The organism is Streptomyces sp. RLA123, from assembly GCF_056270165.1.
Map to the genome: position 1 here is coordinate 6,169,763 of NZ_JBWDOR010000003.1, position 18,146 is coordinate 6,187,908.

Below are 18,146 nucleotides of genomic sequence, written 5' to 3' on the forward strand. Positions count from 1 at the left end.
CATCCCGGGGACGGAGGCGACCGAATTACCCGGCATGAACACAACGCGTCGGTGCTCCGTATGACCGGCGGCACAGCGCCGCCGCCTCGGCTGTCGACGACCGACCCCGTATCCCCCCACAGGAGGTCATGAGTTGAAGCACAAACACCTACCGAAACGAAAGATCGCGCTGGTCACGGCCGGTGTCGCCGCGGTCGCAGCGGCCGCGGTCCTGCTGCCCCGGGCCAACGCGTCGCAGTCCCCGGCGCCGTCACGGGACGCAGCGCCGCCGCAGGCACCCGACGCCCGTTCGGCGGCGGAAGTGACCTCCCGGCTGACCGCTCAGTTCGGCTCGTCGATCACGGGCACCTACTGGGACCCGGCCGCCCGGCGGCTCGTGGTCAATGTCGCAGGCAACGACACCGACGCCGTCCGCCAGGCCCGGCAGGCCGGCGCCGTGCCCCGCCAGGTCCGCAACACCGCTGCCGAACTGACCGGCGCGGCGGGGACGTTGAGGCAGAACGCCACCATCCCGGGCACCGCCTGGGCCATCGACCCCAGGACCAACCAGATCCTGGTCACCGCGGACCCCACCGTCACGGGCGGGAAGTGGGACACGCTCCAGGCCACCGTGCGGTCGCTCGGCAGCGGCATGGCCCGGATCGAGAGGTCCGCGGGCCCGATCACGCCGTTGGTGGCCGGCGGTGACGCGATCTTCGCCGACGGCGCGCGCTGTTCGCTCGGTTTCAACGTCGTCAAGGACGGCGCCCCGGCCTTCCTGACCGCCGGTCACTGCGGAGTCGCCTTCCCGGCCTGGTCAGGCACGCAGGGCGGCGCCCCCATCGCGACGGTGGCGGCGGCGACCTTCCCCGGCAATGGCGACTTCGCCCTGGTGACGTACGACGACCCGGGCACCGACGCGCCCGGTCAGGTCGATCTCGGAGGTGGCCGGGCCCTGCCGGTCAACCGGGCTGCGGACGCCGCGGTGGGCCGGGAGGTGTTCCGCATGGGCAGCACCACCGGTCTGCACAACGGCACCGTCCTCGGCCTCGACGCCACGGTCAACTACCCGGAGGGCACCGTCACCGGGCTCATCCGGACCGACGTGTGCGCGGAGCCGGGGGACAGCGGGGGCTCGCTCTTCACCCGCGACGGGAGCGCGATCGGGCTCACCTCCGGCGGCAGTGGGGACTGCCGGTCGGGAGGCGAGACGTTCTTCCAGCCGGTCACCACGGCCCTGGCCGCCGTGGGCGCGGAACTCGGCTGACGCGCACGCGATGCGCGCGGGCCCGGGGCGACAGGCCCCGGGCCCGGCCGCGCGCGATCCTGCGAGGGGTCAGCGGTTCAGCGGTTGAGCGGGAAGGCCATCACGGTGGCGCCGACGTGCACGGTCCGCGGTGCCGCCGTGCGGGGGGCCCGTGCGTCCTCGTGCAGCCCGACCAGCAGCGCCGCGAGCCGGTGCCGGAAGTCGTCCCAGATCTCGGCGGCCTCGGCGTCCCCGGCGCTCCCGGTCTCGCCGGCCCGGTGCTGCTGCCGTGCACACGGCGGCTCCACGAAGCCCGCGGCCGCGAGGCGGCGCAGATGGTTCAGCATGCGCAGCCGCCCGGGGTGCGCCGCGGGTCTGAGTGTGGTGTCGGTCGCGGTCATGGCGGTCAGTAAACCGTGCCGTCCCCTTACCTTCGCAACCCCTTCCGGGTCATCGGGCACCCGGAGTGTGACGGGTGTTGACGCGCGGGACGAACGGATACGCGCGGGACGTCCGGACGTGACCCATCTCGCACGGCCGCCGGGTTTGGCGCGCGCCGGGCGGCTCGTAGCCTCGCCCTCCGCGACGGAGGCTGCCCAAGGGAAATGTTGACGGAGCGTCACCTGCCGACCGTAGGGGCAAGGTCACAGCCAGGGTTCACTGGCTGATCGTGAAGATGTAATGTGCACGCTTCACTGGATCTCTCTAATCGGAACCGCACCCATCACTGGTGTGGGTGCAGCGGAGGTTCTGCCTCCGTGTCCTCTTCCGACCCGAGGTTTCCATGACATCGATGGTCTTGAACCGTCGGCTTGCAAGGCCACTGCTCGTGGTGCTCGCCACGGCGACCGCGCTGGCGGCCGCACCTGCCATGGCGTACGCGGACAGTAGCCGGCCCGCACCCGTCACCGGTGGCATCCCGCTGATCAACACGTCCGAGAAGATCGGTCCGGGGATCGGCCTTCAGCACGTGAAGGCGGTCGATCAGAAGGGCTGGTACGACGCGCAGTTCCTGACCGTCGACCTGTCCAACAGCGCCGTCGGCACGGACCTGCTGAGCTCCGGACCGGTCGCGTCCGGCGGGCCGCTCAGCACGGCCGTCAACAAGGCCGGTGCCGTCGCGGGCGTGAACGGCGACTTCTTCGACATCGGAAACTCCAACGCGGCGCTCGGCGGCGAGGTCCAGAACGGGCAGCTCGTCAAGACCGCCGACATCTCCGGCGGTCGCAAGCACGTCGGTGTCAGCAAGGACGGCATCGCCCAGCTCGTGGACCTCACGGTCAACACGACGGCGAAGTTCGCGGGCGCGGACCACAAGGTCCTGTCGATCAACGCCGCGAACGGCGGCGGCATCCCCGCCGACGGCATGGTCGCGTTCACGCCCGCGTGGGGCACCTACAGCCGCAACAACGGCCTGACGGGTGTGGCCAACGACCAGATCGCCGAGGCCCTGGTCACGAACGGCTCGGTCGTGTCGGTCACCCCCAGCGGTCCCGCGGGATCCGGGGCGATCCCGGACGACAGCTTCGTGCTCGTCGGGCGCGGCGCCGCCGCGACCGCGATCCGCGCGCTGCAGCCCGGCGACCCGGCGACGCTCAGCCACACGCTCGCCGACAACGCCGCCAAGACCATGCAGTTCGCGCTCGGCCACGGCGGCACCGTCGTCACCGGCGGCAAGGTCGTGCCCGGCCTCGACCCCTCGATCGCCCCGCGCACCGCGCTCGGCTTCAAGGACGGCGGCAAGACGCTCGTCCTCGCCACCTGGGACGGCCCGGGCGGCACCGGCAAGGGCGGCATCGGGATCGACAAGGAAGCGCGCGACCTCGTCGCGATGGGCGTGGAGACCGCGGTCAACCTCGACGGCGGCGGCTCGTCCACCATGGTCGCCCGCGCGCTCGGCGACGACGACGCGACCGTCCGCAACACCCCGTCCGACGGCCAGGAGCGCAACGACCCCAACGGTGTCGGTGTGTTCGTCGCCAAGGGCGACGGCAAGCTGCGCCAGCTCCTCGTGAAGCCGGCGCCCGGTGCGGCGTCGGCCGACGGCGACGTGAAGGTCTTCCCCGGTCTGCACCGCACGTTGACCGCGGTGGGCGTGGACAGCCACCAGACGCCGGTGACGGTCGACCCGAACTCCGTGCAGTGGTCCTCCCGTGAGGCGTCGGTCCAGGGTGACGTGCTGACGGCGCCGCAGGCGCACGGCCCGGTCACCGTCGACGCGACCGCGGACGGTGTGCAGGGGCACGGGACGGTCTCCGTCCTGGGCCCGCTGGCCAGTGTGGAGCCGTCCTCCAAGCTCCTGTCGATCGCCGCCCCGACGCCCGAGGACGCGACCACCGTCTCGGTGACGGGCCGCGACGGCGAGGGTTACACCGCTCCGGTCGACCCGCAGGACCTGTCGCTGGACTACGACCACGACGTCGTGGACATCAAGGCCGTGGGCGGCAAGCTGCGGATCACCCCGCTGGCCGACGACAGCACGATCCTGAAGATCTCGGTCGGCGGTGTGTCGGCCCAGCTGCCGATCACGATCGGTGTGCAGACCAAGACGGTCTACGACTTCGACGACGATGTGCTGGCCCGCTGGCGGAACAACAGCACCGCGGCCACGACGTTCTCCACCGCCCCTGAGGGCCTGCGGATCGACTTCAACGCGATGCGCAACGTCGGTGTCACCTCGGCTTCGTCGGCCCAGCGCGTGCAGGTGCCCGGCCAGCCGCTGCGTCTGCGGGTGCGGCTCAAGTCCAGCATCAGCGTGCCCAGCGGTCTGAGCTACCTCGCCTACACCGACTCCAGCGGCAAGAGCAACGGCATCTACGGCACGGGGCTTTCGGCGAGCAGTGACTGGCAGTACGCCACCTTCCCGGTCCCGGCGGACACGAAGTTCCCGATCGCGATCTCGGGTTTCCAGGGCATCAACACCAGCGTCGCCCAGCAGAAGGCGGGCACGTTCGTCCTGGACCGCATCGAGGCCGACATCCCCAGCGCCATCGACCTGCCGGCGCAGGCGGACCTGAAGCCGGACGCGCTGGTCTCCGACGACGGCTCGCTGCTCAAGGGCAGCAGCACCTGGAATTTCGCGACGCTGTCGGACGTGCAGTTCACCGCGGACAGCCCGGTGCTGACGCAGGTCGCCACCACGGCGATCCAGCGGATCCGCACCACCCACCCCGACCTGCTGGTCCTCAACGGTGACATCACCGACCGCGGTCTGCCGCAGGACCTCACCCTGGCCCGCAAGGTCCTCACCGACGCCGGCTGCGACCTGATCCCGGTCGGCCAGGAGCCCGCGGCCGACAGCACCCCGGACCCGGCGGCCGGCTCGATCCCGTGCTACTACGTGCCGGGCAACCACGAGTCCTACGGCCTGAACAACGTCCAGCAGGACCTGACGAACTTCACCGCCGAGTTCGGCAAGCCCTACCGCACGTTCGACCACAAGGGCACCCGCTTCATCCTGCTCGCCAGCTCCGTCGGTTCGCTGCGCTCCACCGCGTGGGAGCAGCTGCCGATGCTGCAGCAGGCACTGGCCGACGCCAAGAACGACAAGTCGATCGACAACGTCGCGGTGTTCGCCCACCACCCGGTGGACGACCCGGCGGAGACCAAGTCCAGCCAGCTCGGCGACCGCGACGAGGCCGCGCTGGTGGAGAACCTGCTGACCGACTTCCGTGACGACTCGGGCAAGGGGGCCGTCATGGTCGGCTCGCACGCCCAGATCGCCGACGTCCACCACCTGGAGGGCGTCCCCTACATGGTGCTGCCGTCCTCGGGCAAGGACCCCTACGGCACGCCGGACCGCGGTGGCTTCACCGGCTGGGTCGACTGGTCGGTGGACTCGCACCGCAACGCGCGTCAGCAGTGGCTCCAGGCCGATGTGCGTGCCTTCGCGCAGTCGATCACGCTGAACACGCCCGAGTCGGTCGAGGCCGGCAGCACCGCGCAGTTGTCCGGCAGCATCGTGCAGCCGCAGGGTGTGGCCACGGGTTCGCGTGTGGTGCCGCTGCGGTACCCGATGTCGGTCCACTGGACCGGTTCGTCGAACCTGGCGATCGGTACCGGTCAGGACGCCGTCGATGACGCCCGCCGCAAGGGCAAGGTCGCGATCCTCGACCCGCAGACCCGGATCCTGACCGCGCTGAAGGCCGGCTCGGTGACGGTGTCGGTGACGAACGACTCGATGCGCGCCTACACCGACGCCGCCTCGCTCGCACCGGTCACGACCTCCAGGACCATCCAGGTCCTCCCGGCCGCACAGGGCTGAGAATGACCACGTGACCCACCACGTCACATGACCGAGGGCGAGCACACACCACGTGCTCGCCCTCGGTGCTTTCCGGCCACACGCGTCCGATCGCCGCAAGTCCGCCCCCCTCCAGGGCGGCCGGGGCGTAGCGTGAACCGCCGTGACGGACCAGGTGGATCCCGCTGTGGTGGTGCGTGACTGCACCGACCGAATCGACCGGCTCGACGCCCGGGTGAGGGCGTTCGTGCCCGAGCCCGACCGGCGGGGCCGGCTCGCGGCGGAGGCGGCCGCGGCGCCGCCGGGCGTGCTGTCCGGGGTCGTGGTGGGTGTCAAGGACATCGTGCGGTGCGACGGGACGCAGACCCGTGCCGGGTCGCGGGTGCCGGCGGAGGTGCTGGCAGGACCGCAGGCACCGCTGGTGGACCGGTTGCGCGCGGCGGGGGCGCTGATCGCGGGGAAGACGGTGACGGCCGAGTTCGCGGTGACCGCGCCGGGGCCCACCCGCAATCCGCACAACACCGCCCACACGCCGGGTGGTTCGAGCAGCGGATCGGCGGCGGCGGTGGCCGCGGGCATGGTGCCGCTGGCCGTCGGTACGCAGACCGTGGGCTCGGTGATCCGGCCCGCGGCCTTCTGCGGGGTGGTGGGCTTCAAGCCGACCTTCGGGCGGATCCCGGTGGACGGGGTGATCGCCAACGCCCCGAGTTTCGACACGGTCGGGGTGCTCGCCGCCGATGTCGCGGGCGCGGCGCTCGGCGCGTCCGTGCTGTGCGACGACTGGCGGGAACCGGACGAGCCGGAGCCGGGGACCGTCCGGCGGCCGGTGCTCGGCGTCCCGGTCGGGCCGTACCTGGACCGGGCGGGGGCGAAGGCGCGGGCGGCCTTCGCCGCGCAGACCGCGCGGCTGGCGGCGGCGGGCTGGACCGTGCGCGAGGTGCCGGTGATGGACGCCCCCGGCGAGTTCGAGGCGGTCGTACGGCAGTTGTTCACCATGAACCGCTACGAGGTCGCCCGCACGCATGCCGACTGGTTCCCCCGCCACGGTCACCTCTACCGTGAGCAGACCGTCGCCGCCATCCGCGAGGGGCAGGCGATCGCCCGTGAGGACTACGAGCGGGCCGTGCGGGAACGGCGGGACGTCCGAGGACGGTTGCTGGACGCGATGGAGCGGATCGACGTGTGGCTGGCGCCGTCCGCCACCGGTCCGGCCCCGTTCGGCCTCGACAGCACCGGCGACTCGGTGATGTGCCTGCCGTGGAGCAACGCGGGCTTCCCCGCCGTGAGTCTGCCCGCCGGGTACGCCGCGAACGGCCTGCCGCTGGGGCTGCAGGTCGTGGGGCGCCCGGGGGAGGACGAGGAACTGCTGCTCCGGGCCGTCGAGCTGGCCCCGGCCGTCATGCCTCGGTGAAGACCAGGTCCTCGATCGGCCGGGTCATCCGCACCGTGCCGTCGTCCGTGACCTCGACGACGTGGTGCAGCCCGCGCACCCGCGCGTGCGGGGTGGCCGAGGACAGGATCCGGTACTCGTCGGCCGCCCCCGCGAGGAAGGCGCGGAAGGAACCGAGGGGGAACTCGCCGGGTGCGAGGTGGTCGAAGAGGCGCCGGAAGAGCTTGGGGACGATCACCGCCTCGTCGGTGAGCGAGGAGAGTCCGGTGACCTTCGCGCCCGCGGTGCTCGCGTCCTGCGGCCACAGTCCGGCCCCCGCGGTCCTGGCCTGCCGGACGGCCGCGGCCAGTTCCTCGCGAAGGTCCTCGTAGAGGTCGCTGTAGAAGGTCGGGTAGGCCAGGCCCTGCGCGATCAGATGGTGGTTGACCGTCCGGCGCAGCAGCGGCACACCGACCGGCACCTCCTGGCCGCTCCGCGTGCCCTCCGGCAGCGGGCCGCGCCCGGCCAGCGCGATGCAGCGGCCGTGCACGTCGACGCCGCCGGTGAGGATCCACCCGGGCACGCTCTCGGGGACGGCGGAGGAGACCCGTTCGCTGTCCGGCGCGCGCCGCACATCGGTGAACCCCAGCCACGCCAGGAGTTCGTCCCGGGCCGCGTGGGCGAAGGGCAGCGGCTGGTGGGCCGGGGCCGGGGCCGGGCCGTAGTGGGTCTCCAGGGCGTCGACGGCGTCCAGGCGGAGCTTGCCCCGGCAGGAGTTGGTGAGGTCGAGCCGCGCCGCTCCCGGGACGCGGTTCCAGTCCGGGTGGCGGGCGGGGACAAAGCCCACGGTGTCGCCGTCCGGCTCGGTGCCGGTTATCTGGAAGGACCCTTTGACCAGCAGCATCGGCATGGCGACTTCCCCCTCGGGTGCGCCGGCAGTGACGTCCTGTGCAGGAAACCACGCGAAGGGTGGCGGAGGACAGGGATCCGGCGTGTCTCCGGCATGTCTTCGTACATGCGTTCGAGAAGTGGTCTATGGTGGGTGCCGGAGGGTCCGGAAGGGGGGAGACGTGAGCGGTCGGAGGTGCGTATGCCGGGATTCACGCATCTGCACACCGTCTCCGGCTTCTCGCTGCGGTACGGGGCCTCGCACCCCGAGCGGCTGGCCGAGCGCGCCGCCGAGCGGGGCATGGACGCGCTGGCGCTGACCGACCGGGACACCGTGGCCGGTGTGGTGCGCTTCGCCAAAGCCTGCGCGCGGGCCGGGGTGCGGCCGCTGTTCGGGGCCTCGCTCGCGGTGCCCGCGGCGTACGACGGGCAGGCCGCCCGACCGTCCGGCGGCCGGCGGCGCACCCCGGTGCGCGGGGGCTCCTTCGTCCCGGAGGCGACCGACCGGGCGGTCTTCCTCGCCCGGGACCGGCGCGGCTGGGCCGCGCTGTGCCGGCTGATCAGCGCCGCCCACGCCGGGGAGGCGGGGCTGGGCTGGGCGGACCTGGGTCAGGAGGGGGTGTTCGTGCTGCTGGGCGCGGACTCCGAGGTCGGCCGGGCGCTCGCCGCCGGCCGCCCCGACCGGGCCGCGAAGCTGCTGCGCCCCTGGCGCGCGGCGTACGGGGACGCGCTGCGCCTGGAGGCCGCCCACCACGGCCGCGCCGGCACCGGGCCGGGATCGCTGCGGCTGGCCGCGCGCATCGTCGGATTCGCCGCCGAGCAGGGGGTGATCCCCGTGCTGACCAACGCCGTCCGCTACGCCGACCCCGGGCAGGGGGAGGTGGCCGACGTGCTGGACTCGGCACGCCGGCTCGTGCCCGTCGACATCCGCAAGCCGGAGAGTCTGGACGGCGGCGAGCGCTGGCTGAAGGACGCGGGGGACATGGCCCGCACCGCCGAGCGGGTCATGGAGGCGGCCGGCCTCCGCCGCACGGACGCGCACCGGCTGCTGCGCACCACCGAGGAGACCGCCGCGGCCTGCGCCGTCGACCCCGCGGACGACCTGGGGATCGGGCAGGTCCACTTCCCCGAGCCGGAGACGGTGGGGGCCGTCGCCCGCACGGCCGACCGCGTCCTGCGTTCGCGCTGCGCCGCCGGGATGGTCCGCACCGGGCACGACCGCGAACCGGGCTACTGGGCGCGGCTGGAGGACGAACTGCGGATCATCGAGCGGCTCGGCTTCGCCTCGTACTTCCTCACCGTCGGCCAAGTGGTCGCCGACGTACGGGAGATGGGCATCCGGGTCGCCGCGCGCGGCTCCGGCGCCGGCTCGCTCGTCAACCACCTGCTGGGTATCGCCGCCGCCGACCCCGTCGAGCACGGCCTGCTCATGGAGCGCTTCCTGTCCGGGCGGCGCGCCTCCCTGCCCGACATCGACATCGACGTGGAGTCCGCCCGCCGGCTGGAGGTCTACCGGCGCATCCTGGACCGTTTCGGCGGCGCGCGGGTCGCCACCGTCGCCATGCCCGAGACCTACCGGGTCCGGCACGCCGTCCGTGACGTGGGGGCCGCCCTGGGGCTGGAACCGGAGCAGACCGACCGGCTGGCCAAGGCCTTCCCGCACATCCGGGCGCGCGACGCGCGGGCCGCGCTCGCCGAACTGCCCGAGCTGCGGCAGGTGGCGGGGGAGGACCACGGCCGGCTGTGGGAGCTGGTCGAGGCGCTGGACGCGCTGCCGCGCGGGGTCGCCATGCACCCGTGCGGGGTGCTGCTGTCGGACGCCGGGCTGCTGGACCGTACGCCGGTGATGCCGACCAGCGGTGAGGGCTTCCCGATGTCGCAGTTCGACAAGGAGGACGTCGAGGACCTCGGGCTGCTCAAGCTCGACGTGCTCGGGGTGCGGATGCAGTCCGCGATGGCGCACGCCCTGGACGAGGTGGAACGGACCGGCGGCGGCCGGATCGACCTGGAGGACCCGGCGCAGGTCCCGCCGGGCGACCCGGCCACCTATGAACTGATCCGCTCCGCCGAGACCCTGGGCTGCTTCCAGATCGAGTCGCCCGGCCAGCGCGACCTGGTGGGGCGGCTGCAGCCCAGTACCTTCCACGACCTGGTCGTGGACATCTCGCTCTTCCGTCCGGGCCCGGTCGCCGCCGACATGGTGCGGCCCTTCATCGACGCCCGGCACGGCCGCAAGCCCGTCCACTATGCGCATCCCGACCTGGAGGACGTGCTGAGCGAGACCTATGGAGTCGTCGTCTTCCACGAGCAGTTGATCGAGATCATGCGCGTGATGACCGGCTGCGACCGGGGGTTCGCCGACGAGGCCCGGCGGGCGCTGTCGGACGAGACGCGGCAGGGCCGGGTGCGGGCCTGGTTCGCGGCCCGGGCACGGGAGCGCGGTTACCCCCGCGAGGTCATCCGGCACACCTGGGAGATCGTCTCGGCCTTCGGCGCGTACGGCTTCTGCAAGGCGCACGCCGTCGCCTTCGCCGTGCCCACCTACCAGTCGGCCTGGCTCAAGGCGCACCATCCGGCGGCCTTCTACGCCGGGGTGCTCACCCACGACCCGGGCATGTACCCCAAGCGGCTGCTGCTCGCGGACGCCCGGCGGCGCGGGGTGCCGGTGCTGCCGCTGGATGTCAGCCGGTCGGGTGCGGGCTATCGAATCGAACTGGTGTCTGACGAGGGGGGTGGTGCCGGGGTGTGGGGACTGCGGCTCGCACTGTCGGAGGTGCACGGCATCAGCGAGGCCGAGGTCGCCCGGATCACCGCCGGGCAGCCCTACACCTCGCTCCAGGACCTGTGGGAGCGGGCCCGTCCCGGCCGGGCCGTGGCCGAACGGCTGGTACAGGTCGGCGCGCTGGACCTGTTCGGCGGCAACCGCCGCGACCTGCTGCTCCAGGTCGCCGAGCTGCACCGGCAGGGCCGCGCCTCCGCGTACGACGGCCAGCTGGCCCTCACCGGGGGAGAGGCGGCGGCGTCCCCGCCGGCCGGTCTGCCCGACATGGACGCCGGTGAACGGCTCGGCGCCGAGCTCGGCGTGCTCGGCATGGACGCCTCCCGGCATCTGATGGAGGACCACCTCGCCTTCCTGGAGGAACTGGGCGCGATCCCGGCGAACCGGCTGCGCGAGGTGCGGCACGGCGAGACCGTCCTGGTCGCCGGCGCCAAGGCGGCCACCCAGACCCCGCCCATCCGCTCCGGGCGCCGGGTCATCTTCACCACCCTCGACGACGGCACCGGCCTGGTCGACCTCGCCTTCTTCGACGACAGCCACGAGGCCTGCGCGCACACCGTCTTCCACTCCTGGCTGCTGCTGGTCCGCGGGGTGGTCCAGCGCCGCGGCCCGCAGAGCCTGTCCGTCGTCGGCGCCGCCGCCTGGAACCTCGCCGAACTGGTCGAACTGCGCAAGGAGGGCGGCCTGGAGGCGGTCGCGGCCCGGCTGGCCGAGACCCCGGGCGGGACTCCGGACGAGCCCGTGGGCCTGCCCGTCCCGCCGCCCGACGGCCGCCGGGTCCGGATGTCCACCGGCTACGAGATGCACCCCTGGGCCGATCTGCGCCCGGCAGGCGAGGGCGTCCCCACCGGCCGCAAGCTCTGGCACTCCAGCCCGGGGAGCGCGGGACGATGACGGACGGCGGCGCCGGGCGGCGACGGGACGGCACGGCGGGCATTCTGCATGTGCGCTGTGCTCCGGAACTGCCCGAGGAGGGCTATCGGGCGGTGCTGGATCTGCTGCGCGCGTTCTCCCCGGTCGTCCAGGCCGTTCCGCCCCGGGCGGCTCTGGTGCAGGTGCGCGGCGCGCAGCGGTACTTCGGCGCGGACGCCGAGCGGATCGCGGGGCTGATACGACTGCGTGCGTCGGCCTGGCTGGCCACGGACCTGCGGATCGGGGTCGCGGAGACCTGGGCGGTGGCGGCGACGGCCTCGGACCGCGTGGCGGGACCGGGCGGCGTCCTGACCGTGCCCGAGGGCGCGGCGGACGATTTCCTGGCGCCGCTGCCGGTCGAGGCGCTGCACGGCATCGGCCCCCGGCAGGCCGAGGTGCTGCGCACGTACGGGCTGCACACCATCGGGGCGGTCGCCGCGGTGTCGCCGGGCGTCGTCGAACGGATCCTGGGCCGGCGCGCGGGCCGGCTGGCCGCGGAACGGGCGCGCGGCACGGACCCCCGCCCCGTCGCCCCCAGGGACCTGCCGCCGTCGGCCGGTGTGACGCACCGGTTCACCCGGCACGAGCTCGACGGCCCTGCCGCCCGGGCCGCGCTCCTCGACCTGGTGGTGCGGCTGGGGGCGATGCTGCGCGGCCGCCGGCAGGCCGCCGGGTCCCTGTCCCTGACGCTGCGGTTCACCGGCAACGGGCACTGGGAGAAGACCCGGCGACTCGCGGAGCCGTCCGCGCACGAGGAGGATCTGCGGGCCCTGGCCTACCGGTTGATGGATGCGGCCGGCCTCCAGCGGGCGCGCCTGGCCGGTATGGGGCTGCGCGCCGAGGACCTCACCGGTGCCGACCGCGTGGCCCAGCAGCTCTCGCTGGACCCGATGCGCGCGGTGCACCTGACGGCGGAGGCCGCCGTGGACCGGGTGAACGCCCGGTTCGGCTTCGGCGCGGTGCGCCCGGCCGCCACGTTCCGCAAGGCGTCGTAGCCGCAGGGCTCCTCTATCACAGGACAGTGAAGACGGTGTGACACATTCTTTACCGACCAGTAGCTGGTCGGTTTTTGTTACCCGTGCGTAAATTGACGGAAGCTCAGCAATCTTGTGATCCGGATCACAGGTCGTCAGGGAACGGTCCCCCCTGCTCTTTCCCCCACCTGCGAGGAGATCGCTCGATGCTGCCCTTCAGACGGACAACGCTCCGGCTCCTGTCCGCCCTCACCCTCGCCGCGGCCCTCACCGTCACGCCGGCCCTGGCCGGTACCGCCGCCGCCTCCGCACGGACCGCCGCCTCCGCCCCCGGCAGCGGCTGGAACAACTGGTCCTGCAAGCCCTCCGCCGCCCACCCGCGCCCGGTCGTCCTGGTCCACGGAACCTTCGGCAACTCCATCGACAACTGGCTCGGCCTCGCGCCGTACCTCGTCGCGCGGGGGTACTGCGTCTACTCCCTCGACTACGGCCAGCTGCCCGGCGTCCCGGTGTTCTACGGGCTCGGCTCCATCACCGCGTCCTCCCAGCAGCTCGCCGACTACGTCGACCGGGTCCTCGCGTCCACCGGCGCGGGCAAGGTCGACATCGTCGGGCACTCCCAGGGCGGCATGATGCCGCGCTACTACATGAAGTTCCTGGGCGGCGCCGCCAAGGTCAACGCGCTCGTCGGGATCGGCGCCGACAACCACGGCACCGACCTCAACGGGCTGCTCAACCTGCTGCCCTACTTCCCCGGGGCGGGCGAGGTCATCGACGGACTCCTGCCCCAGGGCCTCACCGACCAGATGGCCGGATCGGCCTTCCTGACCAAGCTGAACGCCGGGGGCGACACCCTTCCCGGCATTCACTACACGGTGATCTCGACCAAGTACGACGAGGTCGTCACGCCGTACACCTCACAGTTCCTGTCGGGACCCGACGTCCACAACGTGGTGCTCCAGAACCTGTGTGCGCTCGACCTGTCCGAGCACGTCCTCATCGGGCTGACCGACCGCATCGTCTTCCACGAGACGGCCAACGCCCTCGACCCGGCGCACGCCACCCGGACCGACTGCACGGACGTCTTCAGCTGATCCCCGCCCGAACCACCGGCGAGCACGTTCCGCCACTGTTTCCGGTCCCGGACGGGACCGGAAACACCTCACGGCGGTGGTTCGTCGTCCGTCTCAGGAATGCCTCCGGCTGCGCGGTGTGCGCCGCGGCGGCCTGGTGAGGGTGATCTGCCGGACGAGCTGGTGGAAGCAGGACAGGGCCGCGATGGCCGGCAGCGCGGCGACGGTCCAGTTGGTGATCGTCCTGGGGGCGCAGGCGATGCAGAAGAGGATGGCGAACGCCGAGAAGAGCAGCACGACCGCCCACGAGTGCGGCGCGCGGCGCTGGTGCAGGGCGGCGCGCAGGATCGACAGCGAGGCCACCATCCACGGGCCGTACACCAGCAGCGGCCACCAGTCGGCCAGGCCCGAGGACCCGTCGGCGGAGGCGATGTTCCGCAGCGGGTCGTGCGCGATCATCCCGCCGAGCACGCTCACCATGGCCACGATGGTCGCCGCCAGCGCGGCGGCGATGAAGCTGAGCGTCTGGGTCCGCGTCAGCCGGCGCCGCAGCGCGGCCCGGCGGATCTTGCGGTGGCGGCGCCGCGTGAGCGGGAGTTCGTGCGTCGCGGTGTCCGGGGCGTGCTGGAAGACGTCCTCCTCGTCCTCCGGCCCGGTCTGGTCGAGCAGCTGCGCCAGCTCCTCCTCGGACGCCCACGCCCCGTTGAGCACGTCGAAGTCCGGGGCGGAGAAGATCCCGTGTCCCGAGGTGTCGTCGGTGGACTGGCGGGGGCTGTAAATGGTGGGACCGTGGAGATGATCCTCGTACGGCAGACCATTCTCAGGGCGGAAACGGTCCTGCAAAGGCGGCATGAAGGCATTCCTGTCGGGGCCGGGCGTGGGAACAACGGGAGCTGGGGACGCGGGCAAGGGGGAGGGTGCGGTCCCTCAGTACGGCGCCGCCGGGTCGATGCCGGAGCAGCGACGGGTGAAGTCCCCTTCGATCCCGGCCATCTCCCTCGTGAACTGCTCCAGTTCCGACGAGCAGTGGACGAGGGGGACCCGCTCGTCGCCGCGCTCGATGTAGGCGTCCGAGGCGCTGCCGAGGAAGTGGTCGGTCCGCGGGATGAAGACCCATTCCCCGAGGGGGAAACCGGGCGAGGTGCGCGGGGGGTACGTGCGGCGGACGGACGCCGGGACGGTCCGGGGGGTCGCGCTCCCGGACGACGCCTCAGGCGCGCTCTGGGGATTGACTGTAGCCACATCCCCACAACGACGGCCGGCACGTGATGGACTTGCGCCACACGAGTGACCCCGGCGCGCCGGACGGCGCTCGCGCCCGCCCCGAGTGCCGCTCCACACCGGCGTGTTGACCTGCGGGCCAACGCATCCGGGGGATGGCAGGGTGTCCCCATGACCGAACCGCCCCGCCGCCCCGCCTCTCTGCAGCTCATCGACGCCCTCGTCGACCCCGGGAGCTGGCGCGGCTGGGACCGTCCCCTGTCCCCACCACCCCCGCTGCCCCCGTACCTGGACGGCGAGGAGTACCGGGCCGACCTCGCCAGGGCCCGCGCCCGGACCGGGCTGGACGAGTCGGTGGTCACCGGCGAGGGCGACGTGCGGGGGCGGCGCGTGGCCGTCGTGGCGGGCGAGTTCGGCTTCCTCGGCGGATCGATCGGCGTGGCCGCCGGGGAGCGGCTGGTACGGGCGATCGAGCGGGCCACCCGCGAACGGCTGCCGCTGCTGGCCTCCCCGGCGTCCGGCGGGACGCGCATGCAGGAGGGCACCATCGCGTTCCTCCAGATGGTGAAGGTCGCCGCGGCCATCACCGACCACAAGGCGGCGGGACTGCCCTGCCTGGTCCACCTGCGCCACCCCACCACGGGCGGCGTCCTCGCCTCCTGGGGCTCGCTCGGCCACGTCACGGCCGCCGAACCCGGGGCGCTCATCGGCTTCCTCGGGCCCCGCGTGCACGAGGCCCTGTACGGCGAGCCGTTCCCGCCCGGGGTGCAGGTCGCGGAGAACCTGCTGGCCAACGGCATCGTGGACGCCGTCCTGCCGCTCACGCTGCTCGCCGGGGCGACGGCGCGGGCGCTCGCGGTGCTCTGCGGCGACACGGCCGCCCCGGCCGCCCCGGCCACCCCGGCCGGTGACGCCGGCGGGCGGGACGACGCGGGCGCCGCCGCGCGGGATGTGCCGGCCGCGGAGTCGGTCCGCCGCTCGCGACGGCCCGAACGGCCCGGACTGCGCGCCCTGTTGGCGGTGGCCGGCCAGGACGTGACGCCGCTCAGCGGCACCGGCGCGGGGGAGCGGGACCCCGGACTCCTGCTCGCGCTCGCCCGGATCAGCGGCACCCCGTGCGTCGTCCTCGGCCACGACCGGCGGGGGGCCGGCGACGGACGGCCCCCCGCCCTCGGCCCCGCCGGACTGCGGATGGCCCGCCGCGGCATGCGTATCGCGGCCGAACTGGACCTGCCGCTGCTCTCCGTCGTCGACACGGCGGGCGCCGCGCTGTCCCGGGAGGCCGAGGAGGGCGGCCTCGCCGGCGAGATCGCCCGCTCACTCGCGGACCTGGTGACCCTGCCCGCGCCCACGCTCTGCCTCCTCCTCGGCCAGGGCGCCGGCGGCGGCGCCCTCGCACTCCTGCCCGCGGACCGGGTACTGGCCGCCCGTCATGCGTGGCTGTCCCCCCTGCCGCCCGAGGGCGCGTCCGCCATCCTGTACCGGACGACCGAGCGGGCCGACGAGGTCGCCGCCCGCCAGGGCGTACGCTCCGCCGACCTGCTCGCGCGCGGCATCGTCGACCGCGTCGTCGAGGAGGCGTCCGGCGGAACGGGCGCGGGAGACGCCGCGGACGCCCCCGAAGCATTCCTCGCCCGCCTCGGCACGATCCTCGGCGACGAACTCGCCACCCTCCGCACCCTGCCCCGCGCCGCCCGCCTCGCCGCCCGCCGCGCCCGCTACCGCGAACTGGGCCTGTACTGAGCGGGCGCGCACGCCGTCCGCCGTGACGAGGGCCTCCCCGGGAGGTTGCCGGCGTGGCGTGGCGCGGGCGGCAGCAGGCGCCGCCGGGCCCGCGCAGTGCCGCGCGTCGGTGACACGGCGTCCGGATCCTTCCGTGCGTCGCGTGCCGGTCGCCGCTTGCCCTCGGGGTGGTCCGGTGGGCGGTCGCGTACCTGTACGCGGGGGTGGGCGGCGGCTGTCGGAGGGCTTCTGTGCGGCGTCGAAAGTGCCGCGTTGTGCCGGCTCGGAGGTGGAAGCCGTCATGGCGCCTGTGGGGTGGTCCGGTGAGTGGTCGCGTACCTGTACGCGGGGGTGGGCGGCGGCTGGCGGAAGGCTTTTGTGCGGTGCCGAAGTCGCCGCCGCAGCCAGGGCAGTGCGGTCGCCGGCGGGCCGGTGGCCGGGAGCGGCCTCCCGGGCAGGACCGCACGCGCCGGCGGCACGGTGTCCTGGACCGGCGCGCGCATCGTGAGCCCGTCGCTCGGGGCCGCCACGGCACCGTGGGGGCGTCCCGGTCGCTGCCAGGGGCGTTGTCGGTGGGGGGTGACAGGATCGGTGGGTGGACGATGTGAGCGGGGACGCGTACTGGGACGCCGCGGCGGACCGTTTCGACGAGGAGCCGGACCACGGGCTGCGCGAGCCGGAGGTCCGGGCGGCATGGGCGGGGCGGCTGCGGGGCTGGCTGCCGGACGCGCCGGCGGACGTGCTGGACCTGGGGTGCGGGACGGGCAGCCTCGCGGCGCTGGCGGCGGAGCAGGGCCACCGGGTGACCGGCGTGGACCGGTCACCGCGCATGGTGGCCCTGGCCAGGGCGAAGCTGGCGGGGACCGGCGCGCGGGCGGTCGTCGGCGACGCGGCGCATCCGCCCGTGGCGGCAGGGCGGTTCGACGTGGTGCTGGTGCGCCACATGCTGTGGGCGCTGCCCGACCCGGCGGCGGCGCTGCGCCGCTGGGCGGGGCTGCTGCGGCGCGGCGGGCGCATCGTGCTGGTCGAGGGACGCTGGGGCGAGGCGGAGCCGGCGGGCATCACGGCAGCCGAACTCGCTGCCCTGGTGGCACCGTTGGCCGGCAGCACGGAGATCGAGCAGCTCGCCCACGACACTGCCCTGTGGGGCCGTCCGGTCCGGGACGAGCGTTACGCGGCCGTGGTGCGGCCGGCCCCGCCCCGGCGCCACAGCGAGATCGTCGACGTCCACCTGATTCTGCGGCGCGGCGACCGTGTGCTGCTCGGCCGTCGCCTCAACACCGGGTACGCCGACGGCCTGCTGCACGCGCCGTCCGGCCATGTCGAGGCCGGTGAGGACGTCCGGGAGGCGCTGATCCGCGAGGCGTACGAGGAGGTGGGCGTCGCGCTGCACACCGAGGACGTCTCCGTCGCGCTGGTCATGCAGCACCGCGCGCCCGGCGGTGACGCGCGCATCGGCTGGTTCTTCGTCGCGGACGGGACCGGCCGGGAACCGGTCAACCGCGAGCCCGACAAGTGCTCGGAGCTCGGCTGGTTCCCGTTGGACGCGCTGCCGGACGACATGGTCGCGTACTGCCGGGCCGGGCTGGACGCCTACCGCGCGGGGGAGCGGTTCGTACTGCACCTGCACGAGCCCGGCGACACCATCGCCCACGACCCGAAGGCCCCCGGCCGTGCCGTCGCTCTGCCGTCGAGCGGCTGCAGCACAATGGCCGCGACAAACGCCGTGTCCTGACCCGC

At 73.6% G+C, this 18,146-nt stretch carries 12 protein-coding genes; 8 read left to right on the forward strand and 4 right to left on the reverse strand.

The window, feature by feature from the left end:
• The first annotated feature begins 133 nt into the window (after positions 1–133).
• Positions 134–1,246 carry a S1 family peptidase gene (locus RV983_RS28185; RefSeq protein WP_475988522.1) on the forward strand — a complete coding sequence of 371 codons (1,113 nt, stop codon included), beginning with the start codon at positions 134–136 and terminating at the stop codon, positions 1,244–1,246.
• Between the two features lie 77 nt (positions 1,247–1,323).
• Here the strand turns inward: RV983_RS28185 and RV983_RS28190 are convergent, their stop codons facing one another.
• Positions 1,324–1,626: a hypothetical protein gene (locus RV983_RS28190; protein WP_475988523.1), complete on the reverse strand. Its 303-nt coding sequence runs from the start codon at positions 1,624–1,626 to the stop codon at positions 1,324–1,326.
• Between the two features lie 392 nt (positions 1,627–2,018).
• Between RV983_RS28190 and RV983_RS28195 the strand changes: the two genes are divergently transcribed.
• Together RV983_RS28195 and RV983_RS28200 are read left to right on the forward strand one after the other, a co-directional pair.
• Positions 2,019–5,489: a phosphodiester glycosidase family protein gene (locus RV983_RS28195; RefSeq protein WP_475988524.1), complete on the forward strand. Its 3,471-nt coding sequence runs from the start codon at positions 2,019–2,021 to the stop codon at positions 5,487–5,489.
• 142 nt (positions 5,490–5,631) lie between these two features.
• Positions 5,632–6,879, forward strand: a complete 1,248-nt coding sequence (locus tag RV983_RS28200; protein WP_475988525.1) for an amidase — start codon at positions 5,632–5,634, stop codon at positions 6,877–6,879.
• Here the strand turns inward: RV983_RS28200 and RV983_RS28205 are convergent.
• Positions 6,866–7,747, reverse strand: a complete 882-nt coding sequence (locus tag RV983_RS28205; RefSeq protein WP_475988526.1) for a nuclease — start codon at positions 7,745–7,747, stop codon at positions 6,866–6,868. The genes RV983_RS28200 and RV983_RS28205 overlap by 14 nt on opposite strands.
• Before the next feature lie 180 nt (positions 7,748–7,927).
• Between RV983_RS28205 and RV983_RS28210 the strand changes: the two genes are divergently transcribed.
• The 3 genes from RV983_RS28210 (at position 7,928) to RV983_RS28220 (ending at position 13,484) form a co-directional block, all read left to right on the forward strand.
• On the forward strand, positions 7,928–11,398 hold the full coding sequence (locus RV983_RS28210; protein WP_475988527.1) for a DNA polymerase III subunit alpha: 3,471 nt from the start codon (positions 7,928–7,930) through the stop codon (positions 11,396–11,398).
• A complete protein-coding gene (locus RV983_RS28215) occupies positions 11,395–12,411 on the forward strand; it encodes a DNA polymerase Y family protein (RefSeq protein ID WP_475988528.1) in 1,017 nt (338 codons plus the stop codon). The genes RV983_RS28210 and RV983_RS28215 overlap by 4 nt, the downstream gene beginning before the upstream one ends.
• A 185-nt stretch (positions 12,412–12,596) precedes the next feature.
• A complete protein-coding gene (locus tag RV983_RS28220) occupies positions 12,597–13,484 on the forward strand; it encodes an esterase/lipase family protein (RefSeq protein WP_475988529.1) in 888 nt (295 codons plus the stop codon).
• A gap of 93 nt (positions 13,485–13,577) precedes the next feature.
• Here RV983_RS28220 and RV983_RS28225 read toward each other — a convergent pair whose 3' ends face one another.
• Both RV983_RS28225 and RV983_RS28230 read right to left on the reverse strand, forming a co-directional pair.
• Positions 13,578–14,315 carry a DUF2637 domain-containing protein gene (locus RV983_RS28225; protein ID WP_475988530.1) on the reverse strand — a complete coding sequence of 246 codons (738 nt, stop codon included), beginning with the start codon at positions 14,313–14,315 and terminating at the stop codon, positions 13,578–13,580.
• A gap of 75 nt (positions 14,316–14,390) precedes the next feature.
• The gene (locus RV983_RS28230; protein ID WP_475988531.1) at positions 14,391–14,705 is read right to left on the reverse strand and encodes a hypothetical protein; all 315 of its coding nucleotides are present in this window, start codon (positions 14,703–14,705) and stop codon (positions 14,391–14,393) included.
• A 150-nt stretch (positions 14,706–14,855) separates the two neighbouring features.
• Here RV983_RS28230 and RV983_RS28235 point away from each other — a divergent pair, with 150 nt between their 5' ends.
• Positions 14,856–16,427 (forward strand): carboxyl transferase domain-containing protein, encoded by a 1,572-nt coding sequence (locus RV983_RS28235; RefSeq protein WP_475988532.1) that lies wholly within the window; start codon positions 14,856–14,858, stop codon positions 16,425–16,427.
• A 574-nt stretch (positions 16,428–17,001) separates the two neighbouring features.
• The gene (locus RV983_RS28240; protein ID WP_475988533.1) at positions 17,002–18,141 is read left to right on the forward strand and encodes a methyltransferase domain-containing protein; all 1,140 of its coding nucleotides are present in this window, start codon (positions 17,002–17,004) and stop codon (positions 18,139–18,141) included.
• Positions 18,142–18,146 lie beyond the last annotated feature (5 nt).

Bases quoted from the DNA above. Each gene is read 5' to 3' on its own strand.
- RV983_RS28190 (WP_475988523.1), bottom strand. From the start codon at position 1,626: ATGACCGCGACCGACACCACACTCAGACCCGCGGCGCACCCCGGGCGG.
- RV983_RS28195 (WP_475988524.1), top strand. From the start codon at position 2,019: ATGGTCTTGAACCGTCGGCTTGCAAGGCCACTGCTCGTGGTGCTCGCC.
- RV983_RS28205 (WP_475988526.1), bottom strand. From the start codon at position 7,747: ATGCCGATGCTGCTGGTCAAAGGGTCCTTCCAGATAACCGGCACCGAG.
- RV983_RS28210 (WP_475988527.1), top strand. From the start codon at position 7,928: ATGCCGGGATTCACGCATCTGCACACCGTCTCCGGCTTCTCGCTGCGG.
- RV983_RS28215 (WP_475988528.1), top strand. From the start codon at position 11,395: ATGACGGACGGCGGCGCCGGGCGGCGACGGGACGGCACGGCGGGCATT.
- RV983_RS28220 (WP_475988529.1), top strand. From the start codon at position 12,597: ATGCTGCCCTTCAGACGGACAACGCTCCGGCTCCTGTCCGCCCTCACC.
- RV983_RS28225 (WP_475988530.1), bottom strand. From the start codon at position 14,315: ATGCCGCCTTTGCAGGACCGTTTCCGCCCTGAGAATGGTCTGCCGTAC.
- RV983_RS28235 (WP_475988532.1), top strand. From the start codon at position 14,856: ATGACCGAACCGCCCCGCCGCCCCGCCTCTCTGCAGCTCATCGACGCC.